This window comes from Peribacillus sp. S4 (assembly GCF_046715815.1).
Lineage (GTDB): Bacteria > Bacillota > Bacilli > Bacillales > DSM-1321 > Peribacillus > Peribacillus frigoritolerans.
This window is the reverse complement of sequence record NZ_CP175708.1, coordinates 3,381,327-3,394,167: the sequence shown is the minus strand read 5'-3', so window position 1 is coordinate 3,394,167 and position 12,841 is coordinate 3,381,327. Positions and strand designations below refer to the sequence as shown.

The 12,841-nt window shown below is 38.5% G+C and carries 10 protein-coding genes and 1 pseudogene; 8 read left to right on the top strand and 3 right to left on the bottom strand.

Translation table 11 applies throughout. The annotated features are described in order from the left end of the window. Positions 1 to 53 precede the first annotated feature (53 nt). The 5 genes from ACJ9PY_RS16015 to ACJ9PY_RS15995 all read left to right on the top strand — a co-directional run bounded on the left by ACJ9PY_RS16015 (position 54) and on the right by ACJ9PY_RS15995 (position 5,110). Positions 54 to 1,040, top strand: coding sequence for an SIS domain-containing protein (locus tag ACJ9PY_RS16015; protein ID WP_411738561.1), 987 nt, complete (start codon positions 54 to 56; stop codon positions 1,038 to 1,040). Positions 1,041 to 1,156: 116 nt separating this feature from the next. After that, a complete protein-coding gene (locus ACJ9PY_RS16010) occupies positions 1,157 to 2,443 on the top strand; it encodes an ABC transporter substrate-binding protein (RefSeq protein ID WP_411738560.1) in 1,287 nt (428 codons plus the stop codon). Positions 2,444 to 2,484: 41 nt separating this feature from the next. After that, positions 2,485 to 3,363, top strand: a complete 879-nt coding sequence (locus ACJ9PY_RS16005; RefSeq protein ID WP_411738559.1) for a carbohydrate ABC transporter permease — start codon at positions 2,485 to 2,487, stop codon at positions 3,361 to 3,363. A gap of 86 nt (positions 3,364 to 3,449) precedes the next feature. Beyond that, a complete protein-coding gene (locus ACJ9PY_RS16000; protein WP_226990416.1) occupies positions 3,450 to 4,256 on the top strand; it encodes a carbohydrate ABC transporter permease in 807 nt (268 codons plus the stop codon). Positions 4,257 to 4,273: 17 nt separating this feature from the next. Further along, a complete protein-coding gene (locus tag ACJ9PY_RS15995) occupies positions 4,274 to 5,110 on the top strand; it encodes a PfkB family carbohydrate kinase (RefSeq protein WP_098864309.1) in 837 nt (278 codons plus the stop codon). Positions 5,111 to 5,148: 38 nt separating this feature from the next. Here ACJ9PY_RS15995 and ACJ9PY_RS15990 read toward each other — a convergent pair whose 3' ends face one another. Then, positions 5,149 to 5,907, bottom strand: a complete 759-nt coding sequence (locus ACJ9PY_RS15990) for a GntR family transcriptional regulator (protein ID WP_411738558.1) — start codon at positions 5,905 to 5,907, stop codon at positions 5,149 to 5,151. Between the two features lie 318 nt (positions 5,908 to 6,225). Here ACJ9PY_RS15990 and ACJ9PY_RS15985 point away from each other — a divergent pair, with 318 nt between their 5' ends. Together ACJ9PY_RS15985 and ACJ9PY_RS15980 are read left to right on the top strand one after the other, a co-directional pair. Further along, entirely contained in the window at positions 6,226 to 7,419 is a 1,194-nt protein-coding gene (locus ACJ9PY_RS15985) for a M14 family zinc carboxypeptidase (protein ID WP_411738557.1), read from the top strand. Between the two features lie 399 nt (positions 7,420 to 7,818). Next, positions 7,819 to 8,883 (top strand): M14 family zinc carboxypeptidase, encoded by a 1,065-nt coding sequence (locus tag ACJ9PY_RS15980; protein ID WP_411738556.1) that lies wholly within the window; start codon positions 7,819 to 7,821, stop codon positions 8,881 to 8,883. A 559-nt stretch (positions 8,884 to 9,442) separates the two neighbouring features. On the opposite strand, the gene speB is transcribed toward ACJ9PY_RS15980, so the two are convergent. Next, the gene (gene speB, locus ACJ9PY_RS15975; protein WP_034307776.1) at positions 9,443 to 10,411 is read right to left on the bottom strand and encodes an agmatinase; all 969 of its coding nucleotides are present in this window, start codon (positions 10,409 to 10,411) and stop codon (positions 9,443 to 9,445) included. 409 nt (positions 10,412 to 10,820) lie between these two features. Here speB and ACJ9PY_RS15970 point away from each other — a divergent pair, with 409 nt between their 5' ends. Next, positions 10,821 to 12,167, top strand: a complete 1,347-nt coding sequence (locus ACJ9PY_RS15970) for an APC family permease (RefSeq protein ID WP_053535505.1) — start codon at positions 10,821 to 10,823, stop codon at positions 12,165 to 12,167. 286 nt (positions 12,168 to 12,453) lie between these two features. Here the strand turns inward: ACJ9PY_RS15970 and ACJ9PY_RS15965 are convergent. Then, positions 12,454 to 12,664 (bottom strand): annotated as a pseudogene (locus tag ACJ9PY_RS15965) (transposase); the annotation flags it as partial. Positions 12,665 to 12,841 lie beyond the last annotated feature (177 nt).

The window sequence follows — 12,841 nt, the reverse complement described above, 5'->3', positions numbered from 1 at the left end:
ACAATATATAACATTACATAATGTTGTATATCAAATATTAAAGGAGTGGGAAAATGAGTAAATCGGTTATGAATGTAAAAAGTAATGTAAAAACAGTATTGGATCAATTAAAGGGTAAGAAAATTAACAATATTTATTTGGTAGCATGCGGGGGATCTTCTGCCATTATGTATTCAGCTAAGTATATACTGGATCGTGAAGCTAAAAATATAACCTCCGATCTGTATAGTTCAAATGAGTTTATACATCGCAATCCACAACAACTAGGGAAGGAATCTTTAGTCATTTTATGCTCGATGTCCGGAACCACTCCTGAAACAGCTGAAGCGGCTAAGTTTGCAAAAAGTAAAGGTGCGTTTACAGTGGCATTAACGAACGAACCAGCATCACCATTGGCCCAAAATGCGGACCTTTATATTAAATATGAATGGGGGAACGGTGTAAACGCCTTCGATACAAACCTCAGTGTTTTATATCAATTAGTTTTTGGTGTACTTCATATGGCGGAAAACAATGAAAAGTTCGGAAAACTGGTATCAAGTTTGGAGAACTTACAGCCAGTGTATGAAAGAGCCCTGGAGCAAGAAGCTTCCAATGCAAGGGTATTCGCACAATCTCATGCAAAAGAACCTGTTATCTATACAATGGCAAGTGGTTCAAACTATGGGACAGCCTATTCTTTCAGCATTTGTATCTTAATGGAAATGCAATGGATACACTCACATGCCATTCATGCTGGTGAGTACTTCCATGGACCATTCGAAATTATTGACGAAAATGTACCGTTTATCATTCTATTGGGATTGGATGAAACAAGACCATTGGAAGAAAGAGCATTATCTTTTTCTCAGCGTTATGGCAAAAAGCTAACGGTGTTAGATGCAAAGCAGTATGATCTTGATGGTATTGATGAAGAAGTAAAAGGATATATTGCACCGCTTATTTTAAATCGAGTATTACGTCAATATGCAGAAGAATTAGCGGAAGCGCGTAATCATCCCTTAAGCAAAAGGCGTTATATGTGGAAAGTAGAATACTGATAGCTAGAGAATACTTAATATTCTGTATATTTTATTTGCGAATTATACTATAATGTTTTATAACATTATAGTATAATTTCCTGATGATAAAAGCATTTATAAAAAGGAGGGTATTCATGAGAAAAACAAAACTTATATTCGCATCATTTTTAAGTTTATCTTTAATGCTTGGGGGATGTTCTGGTGAAAGAACATCTTCAGAATCAGATGTTGGAAAAACCACCTTAACATTTTTCCATAGGTGGCCAAAGGAACCGGAAAAAACTTACTTTAATGAAGTTGTAAAAGAATTTGAAAAACAAAATCCCGATATCCATATTAAAACCGAAGCAGTCCTAAACGATTCGTATAAAGACAAAATTAAAGTAATGACAGGTACAAATAATCCGCCTGATATTTATTTCTCTTGGAGTGATGAATTTGCCAGTCAGTTTGTGCGAGGCAATAAAGCTTTGGATTTAACTTCTTATTATAAAAACGATCCGACATGGTCTTCTCAACTCGTTCCATCCCAAGTCAAACCATATACATTTAATGATAAGGTGTATGGTGTCCCCGTAACAATGGATGGGAAAATGTTTTTCTATAACAAGGATGTCTTCGAAAAATTGAACATACACCCACCTAAAACCTGGAATGATTTTATCGATGTATTAAAAGTGTTAAAAAAGAATAACTACACAGCTCTTCAATTCGGCAGTCAAGATACTTGGACAATTTCCCATTATGTGGGCACATTGAATCAACGTCTGGTTAGTCCGGAAGTGCTGGCAATGGATTATAATCGAAAAACCGGAAAATTCAAGGATGACAACTACATAAAAGCGCTTGAGAAATTCCAAGAGTTGTTACCTTACTTTAATGAGAATACTAATTCAATAGATCATGAATATGCAAGGCAGCAATTTTCAAATGGTAAAGCACCTATGTTTTATGCAGAAACGGCAGAGATCAAGTTATTTGGACCCACTAAGTTTGAACTTGGAATGTTTAACTTTCCTGAGGTAGAAGGAGGAAAGGGTAATCAAACAAATCTAACGGGATCGCCTGAAGGCTTTATGGTTTCTTCCAAGACAAAGCATCCCAAAGAAGCGATGGAGTTTTTAAAGTTTCTAACCACTAAACATATGGGAGAAAAACTAGTCACTGATGTGGGCAAGTATAGTGCAGTTAAAGATACGGTGAATGAAAATAATTCTTCCCCGGAACAGCTGGAGGCGGTTCAAAGCATATTAAACACAAAAGAAATGGCCCCATGGTTTGACATGAGCATCGATGCGCGTATTGCAGATGCCTATTTAACCGGAACACAAATGATGTTAAATGGAGATAAAACACCTAAACAAATTATGCGTGATGTTCAAAAAGCTGCTGATACCGTTAGATTTGAAGCGGGGAAATAAGGGAATTCATTTTTCCGTTTTATTAAGGGAGTGATATTTTAATGATAAAACCCTATAAATTTGTACCTTATCTATATCTTCTTCCAGCCTTAGTTTTTTTATTGCTTGTTTATATTCCTATTTTCCAGAATATTGGCGATAGTATGTATAATTGGAGTACATTTTCACCAGATAAAGCATTTGTAGGGATGGATAACTACTTTACTTTATTTAAAGATCCCGTATTTTATGAAGCTTTAAAAAATAATATTCTTTATGCTGTCATTTCGATTGTTTTCCAGGTTTTTGGAGGGTTAATTGTTGCAGCTGTTTTAGAAGATAAATTAATCCGTAAATTTTCACCTATATTTCGCACAGTCTATTTTTTGCCGGTCGTCGTTTCAATGACAGTCATCGCATTGCTGTTTTCATTTTTTTACAACCCGGAAGTAGGGTTGTTAAATCAGTTTCTTAAAATGATTGGATTGAATAATTTAGCACTGCCATGGTTGGGTGATAGTGAAACGGCAATCTATGCAGTCATTGCTGTCTCACAGTGGCAATCAATTGGTTATATAGCCATGCTATATATCGTATCCATTCAAAAAATTTCACCTGAACTATATGAAGCAGCTGAAATGGATGGAGCGAATAAAATACAAACGTTTTTTCACATTACGGTTCCAGCAACAAAGGAAATGACATTCGTCGCAGTAATATTAACATTGACAGGTGCCTTTACAGTGTTTAATGAGCCATATATCTTAACCGGAGGGGGACCGGGAACTTCTTCGGAAGTCCTGAGTACCTATTTATATAAAACGGCTTTTTCAAAAGATATGATGGGATATGCTTCTGCCATAGCAACGGTTATCTTAATTATTACGTTACTTATTTCTCTTGTACAAATGAAAATATTTAAAACGGGAAAGGAGGACTAATAATGGAGATGCCTAAATCAACGGTCGGAGTACCGGAATTAGTTGTGGAAGATCTAGAGTATGCAAGGAAAAGAAAAACCTATAATATGAGAATAGCCCTTGTTTATGCAGGTTTGATCGCCTACTTTCTTGTTGTTGCATATCCCTTATTATGGATGGTCATCAGTTCTTTCAAAAGCACAGAGGAAATTTTTAACCATAGTTGGTCACTTCCTCATACATGGTTGTTTGAAAATTATGTTACAGCTTGGAATAGTGGGATTTCTTCCTACTTTTTAAATAGTGTCATGGTTACTGGCATGACTTGTATGCTAACGGTTTTAGTAAGTGCGTTAGGTGCATACGGATTATCTCGCTTCGATTTTCGTGGAAAGGCTTTCATTTTGGTCATATGCTTAGGCGGTTTGATGCTATCTCCTCAAGTAAGCCTGATCCCTTTGTATAATATCATTCAGAAGCTTGGGATATATAACACCCATTGGGCGCTAATCTTACCTTATGTAGCATACAGAATTCCGCTAACCATCTTGTTGATTCGTGCCTACTTCCTGTCCATTCCGAAAGAACTGGAAGAGGCTGCCCGGCTGGATGGGTGCACAAACCTTGGAATCCTTTTTAGGATTTTCATACCCATGAGTAAACCTATTTTATTAACGACGGTAATTTTAACAGCTTACTATACATGGAATGAATTCATGTTCGCCATCATCTTTATAGATGATGATAGTTTACGTACGATACCTGCCGGTTTAATGCAATTCCGAGATGCATTGCAAACCGATTGGGGAGTGTTGCTTTCTGGATTAACGATTTCAGCGGCACCTATCGTCATTTTATTTTTATTCATGCAGAAGTATTTTATCCGTGGAATTGCTAGTGGAAGTGTAAAATGATAACAGGGGGAACAGGCATGAAGCTAATTGGAATTGGGGATAACGTAGTAGATTATTATAAAGACCAAGGAAAGATATATCCCGGCGGCAATTCATTAAACGTGGCAGTCATGTACAATCGTTTAAATGATGAGCAATCTTCATATATTGGCATTGTAGGAAATGATGGGGCGGCAGACCATGTGTTGGAGGTATTGCAAAAGGAAAAGATGGAGATTAGTAGAGTAAGACAAGCGGTAGGAGAGAACGGTATGGCCGTCGTCGCGTTGGATAAGGACGGGGACCGAATTTTCATTGGTTCCAATAGAGGGGGAATTCAATCCAGATTGGGGATTGTACTGAATGACAAGGATTTGGATTATATTCGGCAACACGACCTTCTTCATACAAGTGTTTATAGCCATATAGAGCATAACCTCCCATCATTAAGCCAACTCATTGACATTTCTTTTGATTTTTCGACAAATCAAGAGGAACACTATTTACAAAAAGTTTGTCCGTATGTGACATATGCATTTTTTTCAGGAAGTAATTTAAACACTGCAGAGTGCCATGCACTGATTCAAAAGGTGCATTCGTTCGGCTCAAAAGTGGTATGTGTTACTCGTGGGGAAAAGGGAGCACTCTTATCAATTGAAAATCAATTATATGAACAAGCTATTATTCAAACCAAAGTTGTAGATACATTGGGGGCGGGAGATTCATTTATTGCTGGTTTTCTCTCATCGTATGTCCAAGGGCAAGATGTAAATAAAGCTTTACAAAAAGGAGCTTTAGCTGCCTCCCAAACCTGTCAGGATTATGGAGCTTTTGGGTATGGTAAAGAATATATTCCTGACCATATGCTGGTTTAACATGATTTATAGATGGAAAAAGGTAACGAGATCCCGGATTAGGAGGGGGATTCGTTACCTTTTTCTTGCGACATGGAACTATCAATCGTAAAGGTCACGCGATTGGCAGGATAATATAAGTAGGAGGAATGGATGGGCTGCTTCTTTGCGTCATATGCCACTTTCTCCACTTTGAAAAGGGGATCTCCCACTTCGCACTCTAAAAATTTTGCTTCATCTGCATTTGCCAATACCATATTTAAAAGTTTGGTGTTATGAACAGGAGTTATATTATATTTATGCTTTATGATGTCATACATGGATACGGAGTTATGGACATGTTCATTTAAATTAGGCAGAACCTTTAAGGAATAATGAGAAATTTCCAAGGTGAGAGGTTGATTATCATAGTATAAGATCCGTTGTAATTCAAGAACATCACTTTCAGGAGTAATCTCCAAGGATTTAGAAATATTAGCCGGTGCGGGTATGATCCCAAATGAAAGGATTTTAGTTTGAGGTATCTTCCCTAATTCGGACATATATTCAGCATGACCATTAACAGCAAATAGTTCCCTTTTTACTTTAGGATATTGGACAAATGTTCCCTTTCCTTGTTGGCGTATTAGAAGACCCTCTTCCACCAAGTCCAAAACCGCTTTTCTAACAGTAATGCGACTTACTCCATATATGTCACATAATTCTGTTTCGGTTGGTAATCTTTCGCCAGGAGAGTAAATCCCTTTGTTTATATCTTCAATAATAGATTGTTTCAATTGCATATATAATGGCGTAGAACTATGAGTGTTGAGTTTCATATTTTCCCCTTTCTCTTATTTTTTTCTTTTATTATAACGTAATGTGATGTTATAGTACAAATCATCAATTCGACTAAATGCATAGCCAATATATATATAGTTAAAGGCATCCGGCAACAAGGATCGTTGTTGTGGGAAAATATGCATTTTTGCACTAACATAAAAAGAGTATATATTAGTGCAGCTCCCAACTTTTAGCTAAAGCTGGTGGCAGCATCATAAAATAGCCATAATACGACACCAAATTCCAACATATTTCTACTTTTCCATTTTGTATAATGAGATAGAAAAATATTTTAAGGGAGTGATTGTTGTCATATGAAAAACAGGAAGGTTATTTCAACTCTGGGAGTTGCCGTTTTATCGGCGAGTATTGCGGCACCAGCATTTGCAGCTAATGAAACATCCCCGGGAACACCCATTCAACAAACTTATTCGGTTTCAGGTTTTACAGATCATGCTGAACTAGGGAAAAAGCTAGAACAAATTGCGAGTGATAGCCAAGGTAAAGTAAAAGTGGAGGTAGCTGGATATTCCAATAGACATAGAGAAATCTATAAAGCAACCGTAGGAACTGGCGACAAAGTCGTTTTCATTCAAAGTGAGATCCATGGGAATGAGAAAACTGGTACGGATGCCATCTTGAATATCTTGAAGTTTTTGGGGACCAACTCACCTGAAGCGGAAAAAATTCGTAAAGAAATTACCTTGGTAGCTTTGCCTAAAATGAATCCCGATGCCGCTGAATTGAACCGTCGCGGAAATGATATGACCTGGGCAGAGGTCGTCGACCAGTTTCCGCAGTTAGCAGGAGCCAATCCATCTTGGAACTACTATACATACAAAAATGAATCATTCGATTATGAGTCCAAACCAGGTTTCGATGTTAATCGTGACTTTAATCCTGATTTAAATTATATTCCTCAAGCTAAAGACTTCCCTGGAAAATCATCCACCCCTGGTTGGTTCATAACACCTGAATCACAAACAACACGTGATGTTTACAAGGCTCTACTGAAGCAATACGGTAAGGTGGAGATTTTTGTGGACCTGCATCACCAAGCTCCCTATTATGAAGTTGATGGAACGGATGATTTAGTCACCTACTCGATTTCCGCTCAATTTGTTCCTGATCCAAGCTCGCATTCAGGACAGGATTATGCAAAATATGCAAAAAACTATAATTATGATTTTTCCAGACAATTGAATGTGGCGGTATATAATGCCATGAAAGCACAAGGGAATTCTCCATATGGGAATATATCCTTGTATCCGCAAAATCAAAACCTTCCTGGAACGGCTTTAGGAGCCTTTGCTTTAAACGGAAGCGGGACAGTACTCTTTGAAGTTAGAGGTCAAACTCAGTCTTTTGGCCAAAAGAAAAAAGGCATGCTCATTAAAGCAGTTGAAAGAGGCCTATATGGAATAATCGATGGGGTTACTGATGGCTCTGTATATAAAATCAATCCGGAACAATACGAGTCAATTCCACTGACGGAGGGCAGGCAATAATTAAAAGTGAGGAAAAGATAGTATTATAACTTCCAGCATATATTGAAGTAACCAGACGGAACTCTAGGCAAATGTGTTCTATCTAAAAGGTAAGACAAAGTTGATTGGAGCGGGTGTTCGAGACTCCTGCTTAGAAAAGCGCGTCTAGGGGAGACCCCGCAGGCGAAAGCCGAGGAGGCTCCCCTGGCCGCCCGCGGAAAGCGAGTGCCCTACGTTCCAATCAACGTCAGACGGGTGTCCGTCTGGTTTTTCTTCATCGGGAACAAAAATGTTTTTTGGTAGAAGAAAACTATTTGGAAACATAGTCATTTTTCACTATTAACATAAAGTAGCAAAAGTGTCAGAATATTATTAATAGTAATTTTTTCTGATTATTATATTTGATAAGGAGGGTTTTTATTGAATTTTAAAAAGAAGGTTCTATCAGTTTCATTATCTAGTTTAATGACGTTAAGCGCAGTAACAGCTGTTGCGTTACCTGTCGGAGCGGTTGGAAATGGTCCCAGTGCTGGAAATGGACAAGTGACAACTTCAAATCTTAATACATATGAAAGCCTGGTGAGCTATCTTAAAACGCAGGATGCTAAACAAGAAAGGCTGGCACTGGAAGTAATCGGGGAAACGGTAAAAGGAAGGGACATTTACCTAGCGAAGTACATCTCAAATCCTAAGAATCCAACCATACTATTTTTGACGCAACAGCATGGAAATGAACAACTGACTACCGAGGGTGCACTCGAATTCATTAAACATCTAGGCACGAACAAGACTAAAGGTATTTTGGATAATGTCAATATATTGATCATTCCCATGTTAAATGCAGATGGAGCCATGGGAGATGTTAATTTCCCTCTTGATGATTATTTAGCAAAAGGTGATCGGCATTTAACACGGGCAAATGCAAATGGGATTGACTTGAACCGTGAGCATGATAAAAAAACTGATAACATGCAAGTAGAGGTAAAGGCTTTACACGAAAATGTATTTGCGAAATACGATATAGATTACATGATAGATTTACATCATCAAGGGACGCTAAGCGAAACGGACGGTGAACTTGTTTCAGGTTCAATTCTTTATCCTACAAACCCGAACGTAAAGCCTGAAGTGTTAGAAGCCTCAAAAAAATTGGGTGCTGTCGTATATAACTCCATTGAACCAACTGGGTGGGGGCATATTGGTAGGTATGATGGCGGTTCTGGAGAAAATATAGGCCGTAATGGTGCAGCCGTTCGCTATGATATTGCCACACTGCTCTTTGAGATGCGAGGTATGTCGGACCACAATGTCGAGTCAGTAGCGCTTGGACAAAAAAGTAATGGCTATCTAATAAAGCAAACGGTAACCACTTTGGATGCAGCTGTCAGAGCCATTGCCGATGATTCAATTGAAACTGTCGATGCAAGCTTTTGGGACACCCTGCCAACACAATCCAATCGTCCCGGGATAGAATCGGACGAATAAAATGAAGACACATTCCATTCTTTCAGATGGGATGTGTTTTTTTATTTTCCTACACCGATAGACGAAGTTGTTATATGGAATGATTTATAGTCGAAGTAGCAGGACAAGGATAAAGATGACATAGAAAAAAAGCATCTGCTTTCACCTAAGATGCTCAGTTTGTCGACAAAAGGGGGTTCGGAATGATTTCACATAGAACCATGATTTTAAAGGAAGATTAGATGATCCTTAATGTTTTTTTGTTTTATGAAACCTCAATGGATGGAAGAAATTTGCGACACTCCTGCAGAATAGCTGGCTAGCCGAGACCCCACAGACGCTTGGCAGACAGTCGGCGGAAAGGGAGCGGATTTCTGAAATCAGCTGGAACATTTTTAAAGAAAAAAGACTGTAGACAAATTCACTTTCTTCGAATTTGTCTACAGTCTGAGCATCTGTTTTCATAAACAGGTGCTTTTTGAATTTCAGGACTTTTTTATTTTGTACTTAGACTTTTATATCATTAGCTTGGATCTATCTGATCGATTAACAGTATCGACCTATATGGCCAGTGCTTGTCCTATAAACTTTTTTCGGCTGAATTCTCCTTTTTTTCTTCTTCTTTTAGTTGTAAGGCTACTAGACTGGCAAAGTCATGAATGATGGTGGCTGCCAATAGTGATGTAATTTGTGTTGGATCATACGGCGGGAGGACTTCCACCAGGTCGAACCCAATAAAGTTGAATCCTTGCAGAGAGCGTATCATCTCAAGGGTTTCAAAGCTATTTAGACCGCCGACCTCCAATGTGCCAGTTCCAGGAGCGCAGGATGGATCGACAAAATCAATATCGAATGTCAAGAAACATGGTGTATCCCCAATGGTTTTCTTGACTTCCTTCACGACATCTTCGATTCCTCTCTTCTTCAGCTCGGGCGTAGTTATCACATTGTACCCTAGCTCTGTACTGGAATCTAAATCTCCTGGATGATTGAGCGTACCTCTGATGCCAATCTGGAAAACTTTATCCGTTTGGAGCAAGCCTTCCTCATATGCACGGATAAACGGGGAACCATGCCAGTATTTTTCTTCATAATAAGTATCCCAAGTATCTGTATGTGAATCAAAATGAAGAAGTGCAACAGGACCGTGGATTTTTGCGGCTGCTCTTAAATTAGCCAATGTTACTGAATGATCTCCTCCGATGCCTATTGGAATGATCCCGTTTTTCATCAAGTCTGACATAGCCTTTTCAATTAACTCATAGCTTCGATGTATATTATGGGGAATCACCGAAACATCCCCGATATCAATTGCATTACATTCGTCAAAAGGAAATACCTTGTGAATGGGATGATAAGGAAACAACGTCATGGATGCTTGGCGGACTGCCTGTGGAGCAAACCGGGCTCCTACCCTGAATGAAGCAGCTGTATCAAAAGGCATACCTACTACTGCCAATTTGGCATTTTCCCTTGAAGAAGGTAAGCGCATAAATGATCCGGTGGTACAAAACTCTGGTTTAACATCAGGTGATAAAGGATATTTCATTTTTCTATTCCTCCATTTTCTTATAGCTTAATAATTTTGAAACTCATTTAAATGAATTCCTATAGATGATTAATCATGCAATTACCATGCCAAGTCACTGTGAGTGATTTAAAGAGGGTTTTTACCAGATAATATGGGCTTTGTGTATGCAAAGGCGAATAAGTTATGGGAAATTGAATCGCCGATGAAGAGATACTGAAAGACTTCATATCTGTGAATCAATCATTTGCCGGTAAGAATACAGGAATTAAGGTGTTTTTCGTTTGTCGAGAGAAACCGAAATCATATGGCACAGAAATTGCATAAAGGTATACAGGTAAAACTTTTAAAAAAGAGGGAGGCATGGGGATTATTCTAGTTAAGAAATTGAACTCACTAGTTTGAAAGCGGTTTCAAGGAGGAATGATAGGTGGAAAATGAGGTTACATTGAAAAGATCACTGAAATTATGGCAAATCGTTATGATGGGGTTAGCATATATGACCCCCATGGTCGTATTTGATACATTCGGCATTGTATCTGGGATTACGGGCGGCCATGTGCCGACTGCCTATATCGTTGCATTGGTGGGGATGCTTTTTACAGCTGCCAGCTATGGAAAACTTGTAAAGGTTTTTCCTGCTGCAGGTTCTGCCTACACTTATACGCAAAAGGCGATAAACCCGCATTTAGGATTCCTGGTAGGATGGTCTTCGTTGTTGGACTATTTGTTTTTACCTATGGTCAATGCATTGTTGACCAAAATTTATCTGACAGCATTATTTCCAGGAGTTCCTACATGGATTTGGGTAGTATTGTTCGTAGCAATCGTCACCATTCTCAATCTCAGGAGCGTCAATGTACTTGCTAACTTTAATGCGCTTTTTGTTTTAATTCAGATTGCCATCATGGCAGTGTTCATCATTCTTGTTGTCAAAGGTTTGAATGATGGAGAAGGTACAGGAGAAGTGTTTACATTAATGCCTTTCGTAAATGAAGGGATGGACTTCTCGGCCATAATAACCGGGGCTACGATCCTTTGTTTTTCCTTTTTGGGATTCGATGCGGTAACGACACTATCTGAGGAAACGCCGGATCCGAAAAAAACGATTCCAAAAGCGATATTTTTAACTGCGCTATGGGGTGGAATCATCTTCATTACCGCATCTTTCTTTATTCAGCTCTTTTTTCCGGATATATCCCGTTTTAAGGAACCGGATGCTGCATTACCGGAAATCGCCCTTTATGTAGGCGGGAAGCTATTTCAATCCATTTTTCTTTGTACGACTTTCGTCAATACGCTAGCCTCGGGACTAGCATCACATGCCAGCGTTTCCCGTCTTTTGTATGTTATGGGCCGTGATAAAGTGTTTCCGGAAAAATGGTTTGGATTCATTCATCCCAAGTGGAAGACACCAGCCATTAATGTACTCATAGTTGGAGTCATTTCAATGTCGGCTTTATTCTTTGATTTAGTGACAGCAACGTCACTGATCAACTTTGGTGCATTAATGGCATTTACCTTTGTAAATCTTTCAGTGATCAGCCATTTTATCATTCGGGAAAAGGAGCACCGAACGATAAAGGGGTGTATTAAATACTTAATTATGCCTTTAATTGGAGCTATAGCAATTGGCATTCTATGGATCAATCTTGAGGCAAGTTCCCTAATAATGGGGACAAGTTGGTTCATTATTGGTTTTTGTTATCTATTATATATCACAAAGGCATTCAGGAAGGCACCGCCCCAATACCAAGTTGAAGAAATTCAGCTATGAGATTTTCGAAGGAAAAACGCATCCGATAAGGATGCTTCAGTTTATAGACTTCAAAAGGTTTAGGAATGATTTCATTCCTAAACCTTTTTGATTTTTAATTGGATAGATGAACGCGACCATTTCTGGCCCTTGCCTGTCCAGTTGGATATCTTCTTTATATTCATGTAAGAGTCGCCTGCACCGACAATATTTTACGTCCGCTTGTTGTCCAAAGCATGCCATGGCTTTTCTTTTGCATCAGCGAATATTTTCATAAGTAGTAGAGAAGTGAGGTCCTTTATCTGACATAACCTAAGAACCAGCATAGGCCACGTTCGTATTTACCTCTTCAATAGTTATGCATCAATCGAAAAAATAGAGTAGATTGAATGAATGTCATTTTAACCAAAATGACTGGGTCAATACTTGGGCGTACTACCTCTGTATACATATCTTTTACCAAGTCATAAATGAAAAGAGATATCAATGGCGGCCTCAATTATACGAACCAAATGTTCGATTGCTCCAAATGATAACATTTAAAGTCGATTTCGCTTAATAGAATCATGTTTAGAAAGTATCCTTTTGACTTCAAGTTTTAATACTTCTTTTTTAAAAACAAATAAGACTGTAGGCAAAAGGGTTCTATTTAAAAGATAAACAAAGTTGATTGGAACGGAAGGTGCGAGCCTCCT

Excerpts from the sequence above, each read along its gene's own strand:
- ACJ9PY_RS16015 (WP_411738561.1), top strand. The coding sequence starts at position 54 with ATGAGTAAATCGGTTATGAATGTAAAAAGTAATGTAAAAACAGTATTG.
- ACJ9PY_RS16010 (WP_411738560.1), top strand. The coding sequence starts at position 1,157 with ATGAGAAAAACAAAACTTATATTCGCATCATTTTTAAGTTTATCTTTA.
- ACJ9PY_RS16005 (WP_411738559.1), top strand. The coding sequence starts at position 2,485 with ATGATAAAACCCTATAAATTTGTACCTTATCTATATCTTCTTCCAGCC.
- ACJ9PY_RS16000 (WP_226990416.1), top strand. The coding sequence starts at position 3,450 with ATGAGAATAGCCCTTGTTTATGCAGGTTTGATCGCCTACTTTCTTGTT.
- ACJ9PY_RS15995 (WP_098864309.1), top strand. The coding sequence starts at position 4,274 with ATGAAGCTAATTGGAATTGGGGATAACGTAGTAGATTATTATAAAGAC.
- ACJ9PY_RS15990 (WP_411738558.1), bottom strand. The coding sequence starts at position 5,907 with ATGAAACTCAACACTCATAGTTCTACGCCATTATATATGCAATTGAAA.
- ACJ9PY_RS15985 (WP_411738557.1), top strand. The coding sequence starts at position 6,226 with ATGAAAAACAGGAAGGTTATTTCAACTCTGGGAGTTGCCGTTTTATCG.
- speB (WP_034307776.1), bottom strand. The coding sequence starts at position 10,411 with ATGAAATATCCTTTATCACCTGATGTTAAACCAGAGTTTTGTACCACC.